Source organism: Nostoc sp. DedQUE05 (assembly GCF_034530955.1).
In the GTDB taxonomy this organism is placed as follows: Bacteria; Cyanobacteriota; Cyanobacteriia; order Cyanobacteriales; family Nostocaceae; genus Nostoc.
This window is the reverse complement of sequence record NZ_JAVRCB010000001.1, coordinates 139189-162567: the sequence shown is the minus strand read 5'-3', so window position 1 is coordinate 162567 and position 23379 is coordinate 139189. Positions and strand designations below refer to the sequence as shown.

The 23379-nt window shown below is 42.6% G+C and carries 18 protein-coding genes and 1 riboswitch; of the genes, 11 read left to right on the top strand and 7 right to left on the bottom strand.

The window, feature by feature from the left end; all coding sequences use genetic code 11:
* Positions 1-127 precede the first annotated feature (127 nt).
* The 6 genes from RMZ42_RS00660 to RMZ42_RS00635 all read left to right on the top strand — a co-directional run bounded on the left by RMZ42_RS00660 (position 128) and on the right by RMZ42_RS00635 (position 7833).
* A complete protein-coding gene (locus RMZ42_RS00660) occupies positions 128-1942 on the top strand; it encodes a ShlB/FhaC/HecB family hemolysin secretion/activation protein (protein ID WP_322669581.1) in 1815 nt (604 codons plus the stop codon).
* A gap of 291 nt (positions 1943-2233) precedes the next feature.
* A complete protein-coding gene (locus tag RMZ42_RS00655; protein WP_322669580.1) occupies positions 2234-2488 on the top strand; it encodes a hypothetical protein in 255 nt (84 codons plus the stop codon).
* A 304-nt stretch (positions 2489-2792) separates the two neighbouring features.
* Positions 2793-3416 (top strand): DUF3859 domain-containing protein, encoded by a 624-nt coding sequence (locus RMZ42_RS00650; protein ID WP_322669579.1) that lies wholly within the window; start codon positions 2793-2795, stop codon positions 3414-3416.
* A gap of 5 nt (positions 3417-3421) precedes the next feature.
* The gene (locus tag RMZ42_RS00645; RefSeq protein WP_322669578.1) at positions 3422-5257 is read left to right on the top strand and encodes an asparagine synthetase B family protein; all 1836 of its coding nucleotides are present in this window, start codon (positions 3422-3424) and stop codon (positions 5255-5257) included.
* Between the two features lie 32 nt (positions 5258-5289).
* Positions 5290-6552: a decarboxylase gene (locus RMZ42_RS00640; RefSeq protein ID WP_322669577.1), complete on the top strand. Its 1263-nt coding sequence runs from the start codon at positions 5290-5292 to the stop codon at positions 6550-6552.
* 15 nt (positions 6553-6567) lie between these two features.
* Entirely contained in the window at positions 6568-7833 is a 1266-nt protein-coding gene (locus tag RMZ42_RS00635) for a hypothetical protein (RefSeq protein ID WP_416211779.1), read from the top strand.
* A 98-nt stretch (positions 7834-7931) separates the two neighbouring features.
* Here RMZ42_RS00635 and RMZ42_RS00630 read toward each other — a convergent pair whose 3' ends face one another.
* Entirely contained in the window at positions 7932-8828 is an 897-nt protein-coding gene (locus RMZ42_RS00630) for a DUF4351 domain-containing protein (RefSeq protein ID WP_322669575.1), read from the bottom strand.
* Between the two features lie 75 nt (positions 8829-8903).
* Positions 8904-9479 carry a hypothetical protein gene (locus RMZ42_RS00625; RefSeq protein ID WP_322669574.1) on the bottom strand — a complete coding sequence of 192 codons (576 nt, stop codon included), beginning with the start codon at positions 9477-9479 and terminating at the stop codon, positions 8904-8906.
* A 333-nt stretch (positions 9480-9812) separates the two neighbouring features.
* Between RMZ42_RS00625 and RMZ42_RS00620 the strand changes: the two genes are divergently transcribed.
* A complete protein-coding gene (locus tag RMZ42_RS00620) occupies positions 9813-11801 on the top strand; it encodes a S8 family serine peptidase (RefSeq protein WP_322669573.1) in 1989 nt (662 codons plus the stop codon).
* 661 nt (positions 11802-12462) lie between these two features.
* On the opposite strand, the gene thiC is transcribed toward RMZ42_RS00620, so the two are convergent.
* A complete protein-coding gene (gene thiC, locus RMZ42_RS00615; protein ID WP_322669572.1) occupies positions 12463-13836 on the bottom strand; it encodes a phosphomethylpyrimidine synthase in 1374 nt (457 codons plus the stop codon).
* A 7-nt stretch (positions 13837-13843) separates the two neighbouring features.
* Positions 13844-13940: riboswitch (TPP riboswitch) on the bottom strand.
* A 398-nt stretch (positions 13941-14338) separates the two neighbouring features.
* Between thiC and RMZ42_RS00610 the strand changes: the two genes are divergently transcribed.
* Positions 14339-14683, top strand: a complete 345-nt coding sequence (locus tag RMZ42_RS00610; protein ID WP_322669571.1) for a hypothetical protein — start codon at positions 14339-14341, stop codon at positions 14681-14683.
* 225 nt (positions 14684-14908) lie between these two features.
* Here the strand turns inward: RMZ42_RS00610 and RMZ42_RS00605 are convergent, their stop codons facing one another.
* Positions 14909-15901, bottom strand: a complete 993-nt coding sequence (locus RMZ42_RS00605; protein ID WP_322669570.1) for a 2-hydroxyacid dehydrogenase — start codon at positions 15899-15901, stop codon at positions 14909-14911.
* A gap of 252 nt (positions 15902-16153) precedes the next feature.
* Here RMZ42_RS00605 and RMZ42_RS00600 point away from each other — a divergent pair, with 252 nt between their 5' ends.
* The 3 genes from RMZ42_RS00600 (at position 16154) to RMZ42_RS00590 (ending at position 17720) form a co-directional block, all read left to right on the top strand.
* A complete protein-coding gene (locus RMZ42_RS00600) occupies positions 16154-16351 on the top strand; it encodes a hypothetical protein (protein ID WP_322669569.1) in 198 nt (65 codons plus the stop codon).
* Positions 16352-16658: 307 nt separating this feature from the next.
* Positions 16659-16886 carry a hypothetical protein gene (locus RMZ42_RS00595; RefSeq protein WP_322669568.1) on the top strand — a complete coding sequence of 76 codons (228 nt, stop codon included), beginning with the start codon at positions 16659-16661 and terminating at the stop codon, positions 16884-16886.
* Positions 16887-17102: 216 nt separating this feature from the next.
* Positions 17103-17720 carry an rRNA large subunit pseudouridine synthase E gene (locus tag RMZ42_RS00590; RefSeq protein WP_322669567.1) on the top strand — a complete coding sequence of 206 codons (618 nt, stop codon included), beginning with the start codon at positions 17103-17105 and terminating at the stop codon, positions 17718-17720.
* On the opposite strand, the gene lnt is transcribed toward RMZ42_RS00590, so the two are convergent.
* From lnt to RMZ42_RS00575, 3 genes are all read right to left on the bottom strand, one after another.
* Positions 17715-19310: an apolipoprotein N-acyltransferase gene (lnt, locus tag RMZ42_RS00585; protein ID WP_322669566.1), complete on the bottom strand. Its 1596-nt coding sequence runs from the start codon at positions 19308-19310 to the stop codon at positions 17715-17717. The genes RMZ42_RS00590 and lnt overlap by 6 nt on opposite strands.
* Positions 19291-21894: a DNA topoisomerase (ATP-hydrolyzing) subunit A gene (gene gyrA, locus RMZ42_RS00580; protein WP_322669565.1), complete on the bottom strand. Its 2604-nt coding sequence runs from the start codon at positions 21892-21894 to the stop codon at positions 19291-19293. The genes lnt and gyrA overlap by 20 nt, the downstream gene beginning before the upstream one ends.
* A gap of 140 nt (positions 21895-22034) precedes the next feature.
* Positions 22035-23369 (bottom strand): chloride channel protein, encoded by a 1335-nt coding sequence (locus RMZ42_RS00575; RefSeq protein WP_322669564.1) that lies wholly within the window; start codon positions 23367-23369, stop codon positions 22035-22037.
* Positions 23370-23379: the final 10 nt, after the last annotated feature.

Genomic DNA, 23379 nt, shown 5'->3' with positions numbered 1-23379 from the left:
AGTTTTAGTTACAAATCTTTTGAAATTTGAATATCAAAAATATGATATTGAAATACTCATACAGCCATACCATACTCCAAAATCAAAATCAGCCCAGTCGTTAAATAAGGCACTCCACTGAAGAGAAATGAGAAAAGAAACAGAAACTGGTGTTCAGCCTAGAGCAACGACTCAGCAAAGAATTGTCTATTTATCTCATCAGTTAGACAACTGGCAAAGTTTGGCAATTACTAAATGCAGTAAGCACAGTTTCAGCTTTCGGTGCGGCTTGCTAATTCTGCCTGCGGTCTGGATTGTAACTGCAAATGGACTGAGAGCTAGAGCTAATATTTTTACACCGGACTCGGTTCAAAATAGCAGTCAGTCAGAGTTACAAATAGTACAGTCAACAGAACCTACTCCAGTAACTAACCCACAACCAGAAACACCACAACGCATTCGGGTTCGGAAAATTCAGGTTGTAGGTAGCACAGTTTTTCAGGAAAATGATTTTAATCCAGTAGTGAAACCGTTTGAAGGACGGGACTTGACTTTAGAAGAAATCAGACAAGCCGCCGATGCCGTTACCCAGCTTTACCTAAATAAAGGGTATATAAATTCCAGAGCAATTCCAGATACTCAACAATCTAGTACCGCAGATGGTGTTGTGGTAATTCAGGTATTGGAAGGGCGTTTGACAGAGATTGACATCCAAGGGACGCGGCGATTAAACCCATCTTATATTCGTAGTCGCATCCAACTAGGTGCTGGTATCCCTCTGAATACTGGTAAGCTCGAAGAACAACTAAGGCTACTGCGGCTAGATCCTCTGTTCAAAAATGTGGAAGCGAGTTTGCGTCCAACGGGTAAGGTTGGTCAAAGTATTCTCGTTGTCAGAGTTGAAGAGGCAAAAACTATAATTGGTAGTTTGGGTGTAGATAATTATTCGCCTCCCAGTATTGGCGCCCAAAGATTGGGTGTTGAATTGCGATCGCGCAATTTAACCGGTATGGGAGATGAGTTAGCTGGCTCCTATTACCATACACTCTCTGGTGGTTCCGATGTTTTTGATTTTAGTTATCAGGTTCCCGTGAACGCCATGAATGGGAAAGTGCAGATTCGAGCGGCATTTAATCGCAACGAAATTACTGAGCCACCCTTTGACGCCTTTGGGATTCGGGCCAACCAGGATCTTTATGAAATCAATTATCGTCAACCATTGATCCGATCGCCTAGAGAAGAATTTGCCTTATCTTTAGGATTTACCTATCAAGATGGTCAAACTTTTATTTTTAATAACCGTGCACAACCCTTTGGCATTGGGCCTGATGCCAATGGCGTTAGTCGTACAAGTGTAATTAAATTTGCTCAAGATTATATCAAGCGCGAACCTCAAGGAGCTTGGTTTTTGCGATCGCAATTTAATTTTGGCGTTGATGTATTAGATGCAACTATCAACAATGACCCCATACCCGATGGTCGCTTTTTCAGTTGGCTAGGTCAAATACAGCGCGTGCAGCAACTCAGTAACGATCATTTATTGCTCATCCAAGCAGACTTGCAGCTTACACCAGATAGCCTTTTACCTTCCCAGCAATTTGTGATTGGTGGCGGACAATCTGTAAGGGGATATCGCCAAAATAGCCGTTCTGGGGATAATGGATTTCGGGTAGCGATCGAAGATCGGTTTACAGTACAGCGCAATGAATCTGGATTATCCACAATTCAACTTGCGCCATTTGTGGACATGGGAGCCGTCTGGAATCAGTCTAATAATCCGAATCTGCTACCTAGTCAAACTTTTTTAGTGGGCGCGGGCTTAGGATTAATATGGAATCAGGCAATGGGAATTGATAATCTCTTTTTGCGCCTAGATTATGGATTTCCATTTATCGATCTGAGCGATCGTGGTAATAACGCTCAAGATGATGGCTTTTACTTTAGCCTTCGCTATCAACCCTAGCTAAAGGCTATGGTAATCATAACTAATTCTGCGGGCATGATATTATTTGAGCCGTATTTGAGGAAGTCGAGTTTAATTAGCAAAATGCTATTTCACTTACTCATTTTGGTAGAGGAGGTACTGATTTCAGTATTTTCCACAGTTAATTACCTGTTCTTCTGCTTTATCCTAATATTGAACTAAAAAATTAACTTCTTTCTTCAGGAATTTGAATTTTATCCTGTGTATATACACAAAGGGGAAAGTTTTAGTTTATAAATTTAAGAAGGAAAGAATTATAAAAGAGAAGTTATGGCACAATCTAACTCGCAAGACAAAAACAGCTTTCTTTACCCTCGTAGCCGGTATTATGGTAAATTTCAGCCAGAGAATTTGGTGTTTAATGCCAACCTCCAAGAATTCTCTCAAAGAATTAGTTACATCACTTCCCTAGAAACAGGGGGTAAATTGTCTCAGGAAGAGGCTTATCAGCAAATTAAGTCACTTTGGAAAGAGTTGAAACATAGTAAAAAGCAATTGTCTATTGGCGGAAATCAAGAAATTTAAACTAAGAAGGAGGTATTAGTAATTTTTTTTAAATTTAGTGCAAAAATACTATTGCAAAAATCCTTGAGCCGCCCATAAATTGATTTTAGGGCGGTTTTTTGGCTTTTGCAAGAAGTATCTTTTTCGTTATGTTAATTCTACTTGTTACAGGTAATACCAATTCTGTTATGTCATATTAATTTTAGTTGTTACAAAGTATCTCTTAAAGAATCCGAAAAGCAACAACTTTATTTTGTAGCTTATGATGTACCTACAAAAGTGAGATTTAGCGATCGCCATAAAGTTTTTCAACAGGAGTTAAGCTATGACGCGGCGACTGACTCAAGAGCAATTATCACAAATAGTTACAGAAGTAGAAGGTCTGCAATTGCGTCGGGAAGCGGAACTAGACCAACAGCAGGTTAAAGAAATTTTACAGGAGTTGAATTTACCGCCAGAGTTACTAGATGAAGCGCTGATTCAGCTAAATCGCCGCCAAGCACTGGAAGTACAGCAACGCCGGAATCGATGGATTACCTCTGGAGTGGTGGCAATTGTAGTAATTGTCATTGCATCGACAATATTTTTCATGCAGCAGCAAAGTTCTACACTTTCTCGTGTTTCTGCTCAACAAGACCGCATTACTTTGATACAAGATAATGGCGGCGACTTAAAGACAATTTCTCGCCAAACCAATCCAGAAGTGTTGTATCGTGTCACCTTAAAGGATGCACCTTTGGGTAAAAAGCTGGCTCTCTCTTGTAATTGGATTGACCCAAGCGGTCAAATTGTCAAGCAAAACAACTATCAAACCCGCGAAATTAATACATCTGTCTGGGATACCCAGTGTCGCTACACTATTAACCCAGCTGCAACTGTTGGCAATTGGAAAGTGCAGATGTTCCTAAAAGGTCGGCAGATTAGCGATGAAACCTTTGAAGTTAAATAGTCCAGATGGTTATCCCGCATCACTTTCTTGGCTATTGGGGTTACGGCGCTCAACAGGAGTTGGAAGCGCTGTTAACTAGTGTGGTGGAAAACCTCTCTCCAAACCTCTCCCCTTGTAGGGGAGAGGCTTTGAATTTTCCCCCTTCCCTAGTAGGGAAGGGGGTTAGGGGGTTAGGTCAGAAAAGTCAGTTTTCTACACAAGAAAATAATCCTCTTCCCATCTGGAATGTTGTTTACATAGGAATTGATGGCAATCCCCCACTGCAACAAAATCAAATTGCTGCCATCTTTGCATCAGGATTATTTAATTCACCCGATGCTTGGGTAATCCAGGAAAATAACTGCTTAGTTTTGGGAAGGGAAGCTTTCGGAAGAGTTCCTTTGTATTGGACTGTGCAAGGACAAGTTATTTGGTTTGCATCTCAACTGCAATTACTTTTACCGATTTTGCCACAGTCAGAAGTTAGTATTGCTGGGTTATATGGCTATAGCTGTTTTTCTTACGTTCCCACACCCTTAACTCCTATTAATCAGGTGTTTGCAGTGACGGCGGGGACAGAATTAGTTTGGCAGAGCGATCGCCAATCAGGTAAGCTGCAAACACCTGAATCTAGAAACATCCACTCGTGGCGGGAAGCGTCAGAACAGTTAACAGATGAAGCTACAGCAATTACCCAATTGCAAACTCTCCTTAAAAACTCCATTGAGCGACAAATTGCAGATTTAAAGGATGAGCCTGTCGGGGTATTTCTCTCTGGCGGACTCGATTCTTCAGTGGTGGCGGCGCTGCTAGTACAAGCAGGGGTGAAAGTCCGCGCTTACACTTTAGATTTTGGGAACGCAGGTATTCCAGAATATCTCTATGCTGAACAAGTCGCTCAATTTCTCAAAATTCCGCTTGTTAAAGTTGCAGTAACTCCAAGTTCGATTGAGAATGCCTTAATTCCGACTGTGCAAGCATTAGATTTGCCTTTTGGAGATGGCGTGTGTGTGCCGTTGTATCTATTATCTGAGAGAGCAAGTCAAGAAACTCAGGTAATTTTTAACGGCGAAGGTGGAGATCAATTGTTTGCTGGTTGGACGAACAAACCTTTAATTGCCGCAGGTGTTTATCAAGCAGAAAATCCCGCCGGACAGGAAAGTTTTATCCAGCAATATTTCCGCACCTTTCACCGTCTTGGGGGATACGAATCTCAAGTTTATCAACCAGATATCTATGCACAGATCCAAAATTTGCATCCTGAAGATTGGCTATTGGCAGCTTTAGATTGCAATGAGTGTCCATCTTTGCTGCATCGCCTCCGCCGTGCCAATTTGATGCTCAAAGGAGCGCAGAATATCCATCCCCGTGCGACTGCATTGGGATTTGCTCATGGGTTGTGGGTGCGATCGCCTTTTTGTGATTTACCTTTAGCTGAGTGGACATTCCGTTTATCTGGAGAACTCTGTTTGCAGGGTGCTTGTGAAAAATATATCCTCAAACGGGCTGTAGAAAACTGGCTTCCGCCCGAAATTGTCTGGCGACAAAAACGGGGTATGGGGGTTCCTTTAACTTCTTGGTGTTTAAATGATTTTTGGCATCAACTCGGTATTTGGCTCAATCCAGAAAGACTTCGCGCCAACAACCATTTTTATCCTCACATCGCAGCACAAATCGTTGAAGGCAAACTAGGAGCAGCTATTCAAGGCCGTCGAATTGGTGAAACACTCTGGTTACTAATTATGTGGCAACTTTGGCGATCGCACGTTTTAAATGAAGAAATAACTAAACACTCTTGGGATCATCCCTTTTGGTTACATCGTTGGCTATGGAGAAATTACAAAATAATTCGTAATTCGTAATTCGTAATTTACTTTATTAGTATTTTTGGTAAATGGTATCAAATAATTTAACTCATAATCGTCTTAATCTCCCTTTCTCTAAAGAATTTGCTCAGGAGTTACTGAGTACTTATGGTTCTCCGCTTTATGTTTATAATGGCGATCGCTTGCGCGAAACTATTGAGCGGATTAGCAAAGCAGTCAGTTATCCGCGCACGCAATTTCGGTTTGCAAGTGTTACTAATGGCAACGTTGCGCTGTTAAAAATTTTTCGTTCCTTTGGATGGGGACTTCACGCCAATACGCCAGGAGATATTTATTTAGGATTGCAAGCTGGTTTCGATCCTAGCGAGATTGTTTATAGCGGCAGTAATTTGAATCAGGCTGAGATGCTACAAGTCCTGAATTGGGGAGTTACAACACTCAATCTCGATAGCCTTGCTCAGTTGCAATTGTGCTGTGAAGTTTTGCCCAAACACAGAGAGAAATCTATTCGCCTTGGTTTACGTCTCAATTTGCCAGAAATTACCGGAGATAGCCGTATTGGTGTACGTCCAGAAGAATTTGGTGATGCGATCGCTTTAACTGCTGAGGTGGGATTAAAGCTGAGTGGTTTACACTTCTATCGAGGAACGGGAACTAATGCCACAGCCGCTTTTACCCAAGTAATTGATACGGTAATCGCCACAGCACAAAAGTTACCTGATTGGGAATATTTAGATTTTGGTGGTGGTTTTGGCTATCCTTATCACCACAACAAAACAGCCTTTGACTGGGAAATATTTGGGGCTGAGTTAACCGAGAGAATTACTCGTTTAGGGCGGAAAATTGATTTGGTGATTGAACCGGGACGAAGTGCGATCGCTGGATGTGCAACATTGCTTGCTCAAGTTGTTTCTGTAAAATGGCAAGGAGAAAAACAGATTGTTGGAGTTGATACCACCGTTGCTAATCTTTCAGTACCCTCAGTACACGGCGGCTACCGAGAAATAATCACCTGGAAGCAAGCAAACAAATCCTCAATTCCCCACTCTTGTACAGACGCGATTAATCGCGTCTCCCTATTTACAACTGATATATGTGGTAACACTACATATTCACGAGATTATCTAGGGAAAAATTGCCAACTTCCAGTTTTAGAAATTGGCGATATCGTTGCCATTCTAGATGTAGGTGCTTATGGTTATGCAATGTCGTCTCACTTTTTACACCGTCCCAAGCCGGCGGAAGTCTTGCTAGAAAATGACACACATCGCTTGATTCGTCGGCGCGAAGATTACAGTGTTTTATTAACAAATCAGGTATTAGATAACTAATATCAAATAACCATTATGAAGTGTATTAACTGCGGAACTGACAATAAACTAAAAGACCGGACAGCTAATCAAGGTCGGTGTGTAAAATGCAATCATTTCTTTGCATTTGAACCGACTAGTATGAGTAATATTCAGATTACCGATCCTTTTTTTGCAAAGGCGATCGCTGACATTTCTGTAAACAACACCTTATTTTTTACACCCAAGCAATTGTTGTACTTGTTAGATAATCGTCTTAGGGCTAAATCATTTTCAGGATTTATCTGGTTAGTTGAATTTTTAATAATTAGCTTTTTTACAGCCATTTATAGTTATTTGATAGTTACATTACTTTTAAGTCTTTTTATTATTATAAGACTTTTAAAATCTAGTACGTCTAGTAAACTCAATAATCAAGCTCGTCAGGCAAATGCCAAGGCTTTAAAAATTATAGGGGGAATCATTATTGTTGGAGGAATTTTATTTAGTATCAAGATGAATTCATTTGCTATATTTGTTATTTTCGTTAGTATGGGAATGCTGTCGATATACTTAGGAACTCGACAGTTAAGTAGAATCGGATTAGTAACACAGGAATTGTTGTTTTCTCAATCTCAGGTTAAAGATTGGCTAGATCGCTGGCAGCAAATAAATGGTTCGATTCTCAAAATTCTTCCCTCGCCAAAGCAGGAAAATACACCAGCCACGATTAATCCTGACGTAACAGCTTACAGTTTTGATAGATTAGTCGTTTGTGACACTGCTAGTATTGCTCAACTATTAATCGCTAATAATTTCCACTTTGAAAACAACTGTGCAATTCTTAGTATTACTGGATATCCCCAAAGCATTTTTGACACCACAATGCAAATGCTGCGGCGCAATCCCGATTTAAAAGTCTATGCACTGCATGATTGCAATCCACAAGGAATTGCTTTAGTTCATAATTTGAGAACCAACGCTAATTGGTTTCTCAATAGCGAGATTGCAATTATTGATATCGGATTAACGCCACGTCAAATTATCGCTACGAAGCGCGGAATGTTCATTCAAACCTCTCCAGAGTCGGCGCAAGCAGCTAAACAATTGCCTGAAGAAATACGTCAAAGTTTATCTGCTGAAGAATTAGCATGGTTAGAATCGGGAAAGTTTGTAGAATTGGAATCTTTCACTCCCCAAAGAATAATTAAAGTTCTACAAAAGGGTATTGCTGGCAGCCAAAATTTAGAAAGCGATGACAGTAGCTTGCTTTTAGTCGGTGATACAGGAAATGATATGTACGTTGTTCAAAGTTTTGGTTAGTATTCTCCTTTCAATTGTAGGGGCAATTCATGACTTGCTCCTACATGAATAAAGTGCAGTCTCACATAAAATTTGTTTAATTGATTTACAGATGATATTTATTCAATTTGTTGGTTTAACCAAGCTTCTAAATCAGAAATAGCTGAAAAATCTAACAAAGCCTCTCCTAACGCCTCCAATTGTTCAATAGATAATCCTTGAACTCGCTCAATAGTAGATGAATCAATCTCACCAAAACGGCGATTTAGTAGACGTATAATTAAACGTTGTTCGCCTTGTTTATTTCCTTCTTGTACAGCTTGTTCCCGATCTTGTTGATAAAGTGGTTTTAATCGCATAATTAACTCCCAATCGTCTTCTTCTGAATTTTGATTAACTTGCAAGTTTTGCCGCAAGTTATAAAGTAATTCTAGCGTTGCTCTGCGAAATGGATGATTTGATGATAGTGCTTCTAATTCATCTATTGCTTGTTTTTGTACTGTTCCTCGACCGAGAATTCTTAACCACAGAGTTTCTTGGGTGCGCGGTAACTGGTGAATCGCAACGATCGCAGTCCGCAAATACTCTGCGATAAAATGTACTCCAGGTAGCCAATCTAACTTTTGAGTAGCACCGAATCCTGACAACAGCGTTGTAGATGCTGTTGGGGTGAGTATCCATAATTTGGGAAGTTCTAATTCTGAAATGGAAGTTTTATTGCGATTTGCTTGACGTTGTAATCCACCCCTTACTTCTAATAATTTTAACAGACAATCACAAATTTCTTCTTTTGATGCAGGGTTACGGAAGGGTTCAATAATGGCTGTTGTAGCGGCAAATCTTCCTAATAATTCTAGTGTTTCTAAATTCGTGCTTTGTTTTGTTAAAGGAGAAAATAAAACATCGATTTCTCGAACTTCTCCCGCCACACGGCTAGAACCTTGCACTTCTCCATAAGGTTTTAGTAATTCTTCCAAATAATCTTTTGCAAATTGGTCATGGATAAATCTAGTCATTCAACCAAAAAAGTTTATTTAGTTAACGAATTGACGATCGCTCCAGTTACTTTTACCACAGGTCTAATTTGTAATTTATCTCAAACCCCTTTCCATAAGCATTTGAGGTTCAACATTCTCAACATTAGCGATCGCTTCTAACTGAGAAATTCCAGCGATCGCATCAACAATCCTACCTGATTTGGCACGCAACCAAGCGGTATGAGGCGCATAAGAAAGGCTTTGTGCAACTTCATAACCCGCTTGATTAATTACCTCGTGCTGCGATTCCACATCAACGCTTTCAGCAAAGCGGATAAAAACCAGTCCAGTTGGTACTGCTAAAGAACCATTAGATTCTAGTGTATAAATCGGACTCAATATACCCTGTTCTGATTGATTGGGTTCGCCTGAAAAAACTGCGATTGCACCGTCGTTAAGTCGTAAAATTGCTCCTGTTGCCACAGTGCTGGGTTGATTGTAATGTACTGCATAGTACCCAGGTTTACGACTGTAAGATACAGTTGTGCGTAGGCGTAACCCGTCGTAGCCATCGCTACCAACGCGAATTTGTTCAGGATACTCAGAAAAGTAGTCTTTTTGAAATCTCACTTCACCAATCAGGGGTAGAGAGTACACCTGTAGAAAATACTCAACCGGAAAATAAAACATCTTTCTCAAGTTCTAATGATCTTATAGCGTTTTTCAGTGGCATGAAATACATTATTTTCATCGTGATTCACAGTTATACGCCCTTACTGATAGTGAAGATTCTTAAAACAACCGATTTTGAATCCTCTCTTTTCTGGAAAGACTAATCGAAGATTTGTATGAACTGAGATAGATTAAATTCTGTATTGTAATACACATATAGCACATGAAATCAGAAGCATCCATAAACTAAACGTAAGCCTACGATGGGTGTAGCAAGCTTTAAAAGTAAGGCATAATACGGACTTCCCAATTGCCAATTTTCAATTTTCAAAACATTTAGGAGATTAAACAATGGTTCAGGTTCGCTATGGTGGACAGAACGGACAACAGTATGAATTTGCTATCAGTAACGAACACGTTGTAGTGCGTACCGAAAGCCGCAGCACTCTTGTCGGTGCAAGATCCTTTGAAGTCGCACCTGTGTCACCTACAGCTCGTAGTATCCTCAATCAATTTGAGTTAACAACACGGTTTCGGCAAGCGGGTGTAGAAATTTTACAAGCGAAAGTTCCGAATCAGGGTGCTGCTTTGCGCGATCGCGCCCGTAAAATTCTCAACAATGAGTCCGAAGTCCAATTTGCCGGACGTGTCCTAATCGATCCACTATCCCAACAACCTGTAGTTTACACTGAAAACATTTTTGTTAAATTTGATAGCGAAGAAGAGCCAAGGGTGTGCCAAGAGGTTTTAAGACGTTACAACTTAACAATTAAACGCCAACTTGAATACGCGCGAAATGCTTATTTTGTCAGTGCCCCTACAAATACTGGTATAGCCGTCTTTGACATCGCCGAGAGACTTCTAAATGAGAAATCAGTTGAACTGTGTCATCCCGAACTAGCGCGTGAGTCACGCCAACGTCAGGTTTTCCCGCAGCAGTGGCACTTAAAGCAAACAACAATTAACGGTAAGACAATTAACGCTCATGCCAACGTTGAAGCCGCTTGGAAGTTGAGTAATGGCACTGGGACAATTATTGCAATTATCGACGATGGAGTGGATCTCGATCATGAAGAGTTCCGTTCCTCTGGCAAGATTGTTGCCCCGCGTGATGTCACACGTAAAACGAACAATCCCAGACCGGGAAACGATAATAATCACGGTACATCTTGTGCGGGAGTCGCTTGTGCAAACGGTAACTTTGGAGCATCTGGTGTAGCACCGGGTGCAAAACTCATGCCGATTCGTTTAGCTTCAGCATTGGGGTCGCAAGATGAAGCAGATGCTTTTGTTTGGGCGGCTCAAAATGGTGCTGATGTTATTTCTTGCAGCTGGGGCCCAGCAGACGGGACTTGGTTTGAGCCAGACGATCCCGCACACAACCAAAAAGTACCTTTGCCTGATTCCACACGACTTGCTATAGATTTTGCAACCAATAAAGGACGCAATGGCAAGGGCTGTGTAATTTTATTTGCAGCTGGCAATGGTAACGAAAGCGTTGATAACGACGGCTACGCCAGCTACCAAAAGATAATTGCAGTGGCAGCTTGTAACGACTACGGCACGAGAAGCGCTTACAGTGATTTTGGTCAGGCGGTTTGGTGTGCCTTCCCCAGCAACAATGGTGATATTTCTCAAACCACTGGAATTTGGACAACCGATCGCTCTGGTGTACTTGGCTATAATTCCGGTAATCGAAATCTGGGTGAGGCCGCAGGCAACTATACGAACGAATTTGGCGGAACTTCTAGTTCCTGTCCAGGTGCAGCAGGTGTAGCAGCCTTAATTCTTGCCAGAAACCCAAATCTGCGTTGGGATGAAGTGCGAGACATTATAAAACGCTCCTGCGATCGCATCGATTCAGCTGGAGGTAAATATGATGCCAATGGCCGCAGCCCCTTTTACGGTTACGGTCGAATCAATGCTCTCAAAGCTGTAGAATTGGCCAAGCCACCGCAAACATCACCCATCAGCAGATTCCAAGCAGTGCAAGATATCCCAATTAACGATCTACAAACATCAACATTATCGGTGGCGATCGCTAATACTACCCTCCTAAAATCCATCAAAGTTAATATAGATATCGAGCATACTTATATTGGGGATCTTATAGTTACTCTTCTTCCCCCAGTGCAAACAGGCATACTTCCCATAAATCTGCACGATCGCCAGGGCGGAGCTACAGATAATATTAAAACAACTTATGACGAAGTAAATACCCCAAAACTTGCTGCCTTTAAAGGTAAAAGTCCCCAAGGAACCTGGACTCTGGAAGTTGCAGATAAATCTGAAGGAGATACAGGAAAAATTCGTAGCTTGACCATTGAAATGGGATTTTAAATAGGGGGCGCACAGCTAGCTGTGTATTGGTGTTAACTTAAGGTAAAAGTTATACCAAATTGAAAAAAGAATGCGACAAATAGACCATTTGTAGAGACGCGATTCATCGCGTCTTTACCGAAGGATGTGTTGCAATCATTAATTGAATTGGTATTAGGTTAGAAAAAGCGTTCTAGAGTTGCCCTCATCCCGCGGGGTATTTATTAATGTTCTGTTAAATAACCACATATTACTGAGCAAAAATCAAAATATTCTTCGCTGTAGGAACTTCTGCCTTCACGTTTGGGTGTTACGCGCAGTCTGTAGCAGCTTCTGCCTTCTCTGTAGGAACTTCCGCCTTGACGTTTGGGTGTTACGCGCAGTCTGTAGCAGCTTTTGCCTTCACGTTATCAGAAACAAGTAAGTAGGCGCGATTAAACGCGATCGCATAGATTACCAACCAGAATTACTGATTTAGCTTTAATTGGGGAGCGATAGCAATTAGATTACTCTTGTAGGAAGTAAAAGTGCGATCGCAAAACCTAACCTTATATTTTGAGAGAAGCAAAACCATTTTGTCTCATTCCCAGTTTCCGACTGGGAACGAGGTTTTGAAAGAGTTTGAACTTATAGTTGATACCAGTTACAGAGGTTTTTCGACTTTTGCAAGAGGTCTAATCTGTTAACTTTGAGTCACAGCCTCTTTCGCCAGGAACTTCTCTAATTCTGTCAGCGCATCAGCATCAACCTTAGTTTGCATTGGGCAGAACTTAGGCCCACACATCGAACAAAACTCAGCAGTTTTATAAATATCTGCTGGCAGAGTTTCATCGTGATATTCCTTAGCTCTTTCTGGATCGAGTGATAATTCAAACTGACGGTTCCAATCGAAGTTGTAACGCGCCTTGGAAAGTTCATCATCTCTATCCCTTGCACCAGGGCGATGTCTAGCAATATCAGCCGCATGAGCTGCTATTTTATAAGCAATCAACCCATTCCGCACATCTTCGGCATTTGGTAGACCTAAATGTTCTTTAGGTGTTACATAACACAGCATTGCCGTACCGTACCATCCAGCCATTGCCGCTCCAATAGCTGAAGTGATATGATCATAGCCGGGAGCAATGTCTGTCACCAATGGCCCCAAAACATAGAAAGGTGCTTCCGAACACTCTTCCATTTGCTTACGGACGTTGAACTCAATTTGATCCATTGGCACGTGTCCAGGCCCTTCCACCATCACCTGTACATCATCTTTCCAGGCTTTGCGAGTTAGCTGTCCGAGGGTTTTTAATTCAGCTAATTGTGCTTCATCTGAGGCATCATGGGTGCAGCCGGGACGCAGGGAATCTCCCAAACTGAAGGAGACATCGTACCTTTTGAAAATCTCAATAATATCTTGGAAGTGGGTATAAAGCGGGTTTTGTTTGTGGTGATGTAGCATCCACCGCGCCAAAATCCCGCCGCCGCGAGAGACAATACCAGTGAGCCGATTTCTCACCAAAGGCAAATGCTCAAGCAAAATCCCAGCATGGATAGTTTGATAGTCTACTCCTTGCTGGGCGTGCTTTTCAATGATATGGAGGAAATCATCAGCAGTCAGATTCTCAATTGTGCCGTGGACGCTTTCTAAAGCTTGGTAAACTGGCACTGTACCAATGGGAACAGGTGAAGCCTTGATGATTGCGGTGCGAATTTCATCTAAGTTACCGCCACCTGTGGACAAATCCATCACGGTATCAGCGCCGTACTTCACAGACAGATTTAGCTTATCAACTTCTTCCTGAAGATTAGAAGAGTTGGGGGAAGCGCCGATATTAGCATTTACCTTACATCTAGAGGCGATGCCAATAGCCATCGGCTCTAGATTCGTGTGATTAATATTAGCGGGGATAATCATTCGTCCCCGCGCTACTTCCTCACGAATGAGATCCGCCGGGAGATTTTCCCGTTTGGCGACGTAGTGCATTTCTTCGGTGATAACACCTTGGCGGGCGTAGTGCATTTGAGATACATTACTTTGCCCACGTCGTTTAGCAACCCATTCAGTCCGCATATTGTGATTCCTCAATAAACAGCTTCCCTCCGCTGGTATTACCCAGACTCAGGTGTTAAGGGTGTGATCTCAGCCTGGTTATATAGGCACCCCTAGCATGGATGTAGTGTAGCACCTTGGTTATATCTGGGAACAAAGATGTTAATAATTTATAAGGTAAGCTAATACGCCTTATATATCCTTGGACTCCATAAACCTGTCAGTTCACAGATAAGGGCACTCTACTGCCGAGGCAAGGTCGGATCAAGTTATCCGGAAACTTCTCAACGTCTCCCCTCTATCAGGTTTCTGCGATGCGATCTGCTTTGCAGCAACGCTTCGTGATCGCTTTCAGCCCCGAATCATCCCTACTCAATCTTCCAATTAGGCGTATAACCAGAAGTAACTTGGCTATACATTTGCAAGACCGATGCAGAAATACGTCCTAAGAGTTTTGCGATCGCCCATAGCGCTCTTGTAAAATCATTTTCAATTGTTAAGAATTCGCAAGAGAAAAAAGTTTATGGCAGATAAGTCCGGTCAAGACCCCTCGGAAATCACAGTGGCAACGGTTGATGAAGAACGAAAAGGCACAACTTTCAGCGGTACGGTCATCCTTGGTATAGATCCTGAGGGTGGGGCAGTCGTTTTCTTTAGAGACTTTTTAATTGAAGATTATAAAGGAGAACTTACCGCAAATCTTGCAACAGATGGCAATATAACGAAAAGCATTGATTTAGGCGAACTCGATCATAAAAGCCCCAGTTTTAAGCTGCCAATTCCGCTGGGAACGGATACATTACCCTACAATACAGTCGTGTTGAGCGACAAAAAAAGCAAGAAAAAAATCCTGACGATCAATTTATAAAATTTGTAACTTAGCTCGTAGTTCAGCCAAATTCGATTGCCCTCCTGTATAGATATCAAATGGGTTCTATATATTGCACAAACTCCGTATAGACCGTGATTAGTCATTAGTCATTAGTCATTTGTGTTTCTAAGGACAAATGACTAATGACAACCCTTACTAGTTGATGTGCAATTTTAATGCGTGACAGCTTAACACAATTTGGGATTTGAGATTGCTAAAGATTTAGGCGCGAATTTCATTCGCACAAGGACGACCCTGTTCAACATCGGTAATATTAGCAAAAGTTGTTTCGGCAATATTGTAGAGAGCTTCTGCTGTAAAAAAAGCTTGATGTCCGGTAATTAGTACATTGGGGAACGTTGTTAGACGCTGGAAAATATCATCTTGAATAATTTCCCCAGACAAATCCTCAAAGAACAACTCCGATTCTTGTTCGTAGACATCTACAGCCAGATAACCAATTTTACCAGACTTCAATCCCTCAATCACTGCTTGGGTATCAATCAGCGCTCCTCGGCTAGTATTAATTAGCATCACACCTGGCTTAATCTTTTTTATAGCCTCAGTGTTAATTAAGTGATGGGTTTCAATAGTCAAGGGGCAATGCAGGGAAATAATATCGGAATTGGCAAATAGCTCAGGTAGTTCTACATACTTTCCACCCAGCGCCTCCAATTCGGGATTGCGATAAACGTCATAGGCGAGTATGTGACAGCCAAACCCTTTCATAATCTGTCCTAAAATCAGACCGATTTTGCCAGTGCCGACAATTCCTACTGTGCGCTGATGCAAATTAAATCCCAACAGTCCATCTAAAGAAAAGTTGCCTTCTCGGACACGGTTATAGGCACGATGAATTTTGCGATTTAAGCTCAAAATCAATCCGACGGCGTGTTCTGCAACCCCATAAGGTGAATAAGCGGGAACACGCACAACGGTAATTCCTAAATCTGCTGCGGCTTGTAAGTCTACATTGTTAAACCCTGCACAGCGAAGGACAACCAGACGAGTTCCCCCTGAGGCGAGAAGTTCTAAAGTTGGGGCATCAACCTGATCGTGAACAAATACACAAACCGCCGGAAATCCAGCAGCCAGAATAGCCGTATCTCGATTTAAACGGGGTTCAAAAAACACTAACTCGTGTTGAATGGGAGAATTTGCAGCTGACAAGAACTGGCGATCGTAGGCTTTTGTACTGAAAACTGCTACTTTCATGCAAAACCTCAGACTTTATGTATGCTGCACGGTGTTCGAGTAGATAATACCTCGATCTTTAGAAAAGCGATGTCTACAACGAGCGTAGTTGCGGCATTTTTAAATATTTTTTAATCGTTTACTCTGGCAGGATAAGTTATACCAATTCAAAATTCACGCATTCAAAATTCAAAATTAGGAAACCTAGACAAAACAAAGGTATGTCCGTATGTATCAGTCGCATTATTTTTTAAAATTGGTATTAAATAAGCGATGTCTACGACGGGCTACGCCTACGCACTTCGGTTGAATGGAACTGCTCAAAATTACGATATTTGCCGAATTATTGCAAATATGCAATATATTTCCATCACATTTATTTCTCATAGTTTTGCCGATCGGCTAATAGTCAATTTTGACAGAAACAAAATGATAGCAACATCTGAAAAAATTATCCAGCTAGGTGAATGATACAATCTACCGATATCGAAGGTGTAATTTATTTGAGGACATCAGTTAACTTGTGCTGTAGTTGTGTGAGGTTTTTACAATTTTCAAGCTTGGAGTTTATCCCATTCTGTATTAAGATGCACATAACAAGACTGCCCTCTAGTCCGCCCAAGTAACGGTAGGACTACAGGGGTTAAATACAACAGGTTTCAAGAAAGGGAAAGTACACAACGGTTCGTCTCAAAACCTGATATGAAGCGTGTTCTACTCCTGAATTCTGCTGTATATGCAGCTTCACAAAGAAAAAGTATAAGTCAGGAATATATTTATGAGTAGCTTAGTCTTATTATTAATTGGTTTGGGAACATTATTCTTGGTTTTCAATACTAGAGATGAAATTAATCGCATTACTGCTATGATTAGCGGGACAATTCTTTTGATTTGGGGTTTGGCTCTAGCTCCCTTGTCATTTCAATTACTAATTGAGATTGTTTCAGTTTTAGCAGCTTTCTCTGTTTGTATGCGTTGTTTAGGTTGTGGTTTTAACCGCGATTGATTTTTCACTTGATAACTTATAAGTTTAAAGTAAGATTTATAAATTCTGCTTCTAAGTAGAACAGGCGGGAAAAATCAAACTATGTTAATAAAAGTAAAGTGGACTAAAACCCTCTTTCCTTCTCCCTTCTGCCTCCTGCCTCCTACCTGAACCTGATGATAAATATTCACAGCGACTTACTTATTTTTAAAAGAGAATTCAGAAGTCAAGTGTCCCATGCCCAATCATTACCGATATATTATTTTTTACAAACCATACGGCGTTCTCAGCCAGTTTACAAAAGATACTCCCACACATAGCACCCTAAAAGATTATATTGATGTGTCTGATGTGTATCCTGTGGGCCGCTTAGATTGGGATAGTGAAGGATTGCTGCTGTTAACAAACGATGGACAATTGCAACATCGCCTTGCCCATCCGCGTTTTGGTCATAAACGTACTTACTGGGTACAGGTAGAGCGAATTCCAGATGCAGATGCTATCAAAAGGTTGCAAACAGGTGTGGAAATTCAAGATTACCGCACTCAACCAGCAGAAGTTAAGCTTCTATCAGAAGAACCACAGCTACCTGAACGCACCCCACCAATTAGATTTCGTAAAAATGTACCGACAGCTTGGCTGGAAATGACTTTGACAGAGGGAAAAAACCGTCAAGTTCGGCGCATGACTGCGGCTGTTGGCTTTCCGACTTTGCGACTGGTCAGGGTCAGCATTGCTCACCTACAATTAGATGACCTACAATTGGGTCAATGGCGCGACCTCACCGCTTCTGAACTCCAATTTCTGCATAATTTTAATAAATTGAAAAGTTTTCCCTCAAAAACCGTCTCATAATATTAAATCTATCGCGTTCAATTTCTTTATACCGCAAATTAGCAGCCAAGCTCCTCCAGAGGAGATTAACAACAACGGTGTTAACCAATCACCCCAACGCACATATAAAGTCTTTGTCTGTCGCCGATAAATTGTTTCAGCATGAGTTTCGTAGGTATTATATCCAGACATCCACAAAGTTCTGCCATGAGGATCTATAAAGGCTGAATATCCGGTATTAGTTGCTCGTGCTGACCAGCGATCGCTTTCAATTGCCCGCATGATATCCTGTGCATGATGCTGGAATGGCATGGATGCAGTGTAATGGGCATCGTTAGAAGAACTGACAATAAATTGTCCACCCGCCGCCGCTTGACGGCGAAATTGTTCGGGAAAAGCAGATTCATAACATATACTAGCGATCGCCCGCCCAAAAGGAGTGTCAAATATCTGATTTGCTGAACCGGGAACTTGGTGTGCCTCCAAAGGCGATAAGCGTTGAATTAACCCGCCTAAAATTCCTTCAAAGGGAATATATTCTCCCAAGGGTACTAGCTTGGACTTCTCGTAGCGGCTGACAATTTCACCCTTACTGTTGAAAGTAAACAAGCTAATTGTATAACTGTCTCCCCGTTCGCCAAAAGCTCCAATCCAAGCAACTACGCCTTTTTCCTTCACGGCTGCGACTAAGGCCGTTTCCAGCAAGTTACGCTGGAAAATAGGTAAGGCTCCTTCTGGAGTGAGGACTGCATCTACACCTTGGTCTGCTAAAGTTAGATATCCATTGGTATAGTTTTCTTGGGCGCGACGAAACCCTTCAGAACTTCGTAAAAGTCGGTTTGGAATATTACCCTGAACAATCCCCACTTTCAAGGCTGCTTCTGGGGGTTGGGCAATGGGACGGCTATATAAGATAAAACCAATAAGGTGTAGGGTAATTAATAGTCCTGTGGCGATCGCCAAATATTTATTAACGAACTGCAGAGGCGCAAAGGACATCTTGGTATCTTGTCGGTTTATATACGCTTCAGCAATTAAGCCATTAACAGCAACGATCGCAGCTGTCACAGTATTAGGCCCAGACAGTTGCCCTAGATGTACAATTACGAGATTGTGCGGGCTTTGTGTGTAAGCAAGAGAACTCCACCATAAAGGGCCTGCACTCCACAGACTCTCTAAGCCGCACCAGACGGCTGTACCAATCAGTAACCGTAACCACGGTTTTTGTCCGGCTAGGCGAACCATAACAGCTGCCCAAATAGCAAGAAATACCCCTCCCAAGACACTGATAAATCCCCAACAAAAAAGGGTGATTGCCAGACTTGGCAACCACGGAACGCCCAACCAAGTCATGGGATGAATTCCGGTAATCCAAGATAGGGCGACACCGTGATAACCGATACCCCAGAGGAAAGCAGGGGGGAATTTGTTTTTACCTTTGGCTGAAGTGACAACTAGCACCCATAAGGGAACTATGGCAATCCAAGCCAACAACCATGCACCTACTGGGGCTACAGTTAGCCCCATTAAAATGCCGCTAGCTAAGGCGATTAAATAAGGGAGTAAGGCGGTTAACCTCTCCCCCTGCTTTTTACTCTGCTTCTTCTGCATCGGCAGCATCAGGTGGAATTATTGCTACTCCGGTAATAGCATCGTCTTCATCTAAACGCTGCACTCTGACTCCAGTTGCCGATCGCGATTGGATAGAAATTGCATTCACCGCTTGACGGATGATAATACCGCGATTTGTCACCATCATGATTTCATCATCATCGTTGTTAACAATGCGTAGGGTTGCTAGCTTGTCTTTAGTTTTGCGGTTTTTGAACTTGGTTGCCATTAAACCCTGACCAGCACGATTTTGCAGCCGGAATTGGGCAACTGGGACGCGCTTACCATATCCACCCATTGTAATTACCAACACCCAAGGGCCAACAATGCCACTGCTAGACACTTCTGCGGACTCTTCAGTAATTTCGGTAATTTCGATATCTTCTGTTTCGATTGTTTCGATATCTTCAATTTCTGCTTCTGCAACATCCAAACTTTCCAGAATTGCTGCGGGGAGAATATCCATACCCACAAGTTCATCTTTATTTTTGAGTTTCATGGCTTTCACTCCACGAGTCGCCCTACTTAAAGGACGCAGTTGTTCGTGGTTGCATCGGAAGTGAATCGCCATCCCGTTACGAGAACCAATGATTACACTATCCTCGACTCTAGCGCGTCTCACCCAGCGGAGTTGGTCGCCTTCTTCTAAGGAAATGGCTATCAAACCATTGGCGCGAATGTGACTAAAGGCTGCCAATTCGGTTTTTTTGATATTGCCACCTTTGGTGAGCATAACCAGATATTCTTCGCTGCTAAACTCGTCAACCGGTACAATCGAGGTGATTTTTTCCTCTTTGGGAATCGGTAACATCTGGACGATTGGTGTCCCACGACTGGTACGCGAACTCGCTGGAATTTGATAAGCTCTCAGGCAATAAACAACACCACGCTCGCTAAAGAATAAAATACTGTCGTGATCGCAACAAGTTAAGAAATGCTCAATGGTATCATCATCTTTCACCTTGGCTGCGGCTTTGCCTCTGGTAGCACGGCTTTGGGCTTCAAAGGTGTTAACTGGCATCCGTTTGATGTACCCTTGCTCTGTCACCAGAATTATCGCTTTTTCATTGGCAATGAGGTCGCGATCGTCTAATTCCCCTTCCCCTGGTAAAATCACCGTGCGGCGGGGTGTGGCGAAGCTAGTTTTCAGTTGTGTGACTTCGGTTTCAATGATTTCTAGCACTCTCTCCCGGCGTGCCAAAATATCTTGTAAATCAGTGATTTTCGCTTGTAATTCTTCGTGTTCCAGACGAATTTTGTCTGCTTCTAAGGCAGTCAACCGCCGCAATTGCATTTGCAAAATTGCATCTGCTTGCACTTCTGAGAGTCCGTAAGTTGTGATTAATTCGCCTTTAGCTGTGGGTGCATCGGGAGCATGACGAATTAAGACAATAATTGGATCTAAATGAGACAGGGCTATTAATAACCCTTGTAGAAGATGGTCGCGTTCCTCGGCTTTCCGCAGTTCGTAGCGGGTGCGTCTGGCAATGGATTCGATGCGGAAATCCAAGAAGACGGTTAAGAACTGCTTGAGGGTGAGTACTTGCGGTTCGCTATTTACCAACGCTAGCATATTCGCGCCGAAGTTGGCTTGCAGTGGTGTTTGCTTGTAGAGATTGTTCAACACAACGCGGGGATAAGCATCACGCTTGAGTTCGATGACAACTCGCATCCCATCGCGATCGCTTTCATCCCGGATATCTGCAATGCCCTCTAGACGCTTCTCGTTGACCATTTCGGCGATTTTTTCAATCAGCGCCGCTTTGTTGGTTTGATAGGGCAATTCGGTGATGATAATTGCTTCTCTATCTGGTCGCCCCCGTTGTTCAACGGTTTCAATGTTAGCTACACCACGCATGGTAATAGAACCACGCCCGGTAGTGTAAGCTTCACGAATGGCAGATGTTCCCAAAATTTGCGCCCCAGTCGGAAAGTCTGGGCCGTGGACATACTGCATTAATTCGATGTCGGTGATTTCGGGATTGTGGATGACAGCCACCAAAGCATCAATCAATTCGCCCAAGTTGTGGGGCGGAATATTGGTGGCCATGCCTACGGCAATCCCAGAGGAACCATTGAGCAATAACTGCGGAATTCGTGCTGGTAAAACTGTCGGTTCTTGTTGGGAACCGTCGAAGTTATCGGCGAAATCTACGGTTTCATACTCGATGTCGTGGAGTAAACCAGCACTAGTTAAAGCTTGCAAGCGGCATTCTGTGTACCGCATGGCGGCTGGCGGATCGTTGTCTACCGAACCAAAGTTACCATGTCCGTTAACTAGGGGCGATCGCATGGAAAAATCCTGCGCCATCCGCACCAAAGCATCATACACAGCTGTGTCACCGTGGGGGTGATATTTACCCAATACTTCACCCACTACACGGGCGCATTTCTTAAAGGGGCGATCGTGGAGCAGACCTAGCTCGTGCATTGCGTAAAGAATGCGACGATGCACAGGTTTTAGACCATCCCTGGCATCTGGCAGCGCCCGACCCACTATCACGCTCATGGCGTATTCCAGATAAGACTGCGACATTTCGTTTCGCAAGTCTGTCGGGATAATCCTCTCCTGTGAGGTTGTCATAACCTAAAAATCTCCAAAAATCGTAGATTTTAGCTCTTTTACTCAACAAAGCGCAAAATTATTCTAAATTGCTCTTGAATAATTGCTATAATTTGATACAATCTTAACATATATTGCTTTTTATTGCCTGGGCAGCTAACTCAGCCGCTTATTTGATCCGTAGCTTCTCTCTGGGATTTGAGTTGAGATGCGATCAGGGGAACTTTCGGGGCAAGAAAAAATCCCATCAAACTGGCAAAAAGGATCGGCGTCAAAGGACTCAAGTTAGTCAGTTTTGATAGTAGCAAAGTCGTACTTATAGGTGTGCGGGTTACGGCTGCGTTGACAGCCGCCATTGTACAAATCATCGCCAGGGCAGGATCGAGTCCTGGAATTAAGACTGCTACTGCTTTACCAATGCAAGCACCAGTGAAAAATAGGGGAATGATGAATCCACCGCGCCACCCACCTGTTACTGTAATGCTAATGGCAGCCATTTTCCCAAGAGCTAGAGTTAAGAGAAAAACAGCACCAAAGTTAGCTCTCAGGACTGAATCTAACTCTTCATGTCCAAAATAACGGGTAAGGGGTAATAAAACTGCTAAAATGCCAAGTCCCACTCCTGCTAGTGTTGTGCGTACATAAATGGGAACAGGAGTTGATGCAGAGACGCCCAGACGTGAAACAGCTTGCCAAAAAGCATCGCAGCCGCGAAAAATACCTATAAAAATCCATCCCGCCACTGCCCCGATAATTCCAAACACGATCGCGATCGCAAAATCATCAATCCTTTCTAAGTGATACTGAGGAAAATGCCAAGTAGGGGCTATACCCATATGTGTAATTGCTGCAAACACCAGATAGCTAGCGCAACTCGAAACAATGGCTGGCATTAAAGCTTCGTAATATTCCACAATATGCTCGTGGTGCAAAATCTCTAAAGCGAACATCGCACCACCAAGAGGTGAGCCAAACAAGGCAGTAAAGCCAGCCGCCATTGCTGCTAAACTCATGGTTCTGAGGTCTTCACCTTGGAGTTTTAAGCGATCGGCAATCCAAGTACCAAAAGAACCTGTTACCTGTACGAGTGGTGCTTCTGGGCCAGCACTACCACCTGCTGAGATGCTGACTAGAGAAGCAAGAATCATTGAAGGATTTTTGCGAACATCTAGGCGGCCGCCACGAAAATGAATATTATCAACAATCACAGCGATTTCACCGGGATTTCCCAAATAATGAATCACCAGACCGATAATTAAGCCGCTAAGTGGCATCACTATCAGCAGGCTAAAACCCTCAAATCGCTGGAGTCTGTGAGTTAAAAACTCTAGAATATTCCAGTACAACGCCGCAAATAGACCACCAGCAGTCCCCACGGCTATCCAGCGGATAACCCACTGCGAAATCATTAGGGGATTACGCTTTACCAGTCCAAAAAGTTGAGCAAATGTCCAGCGTTGAGTTTGATTACTAGCGGGGGGCTTGTTTGGTAACACTGCTTATTTC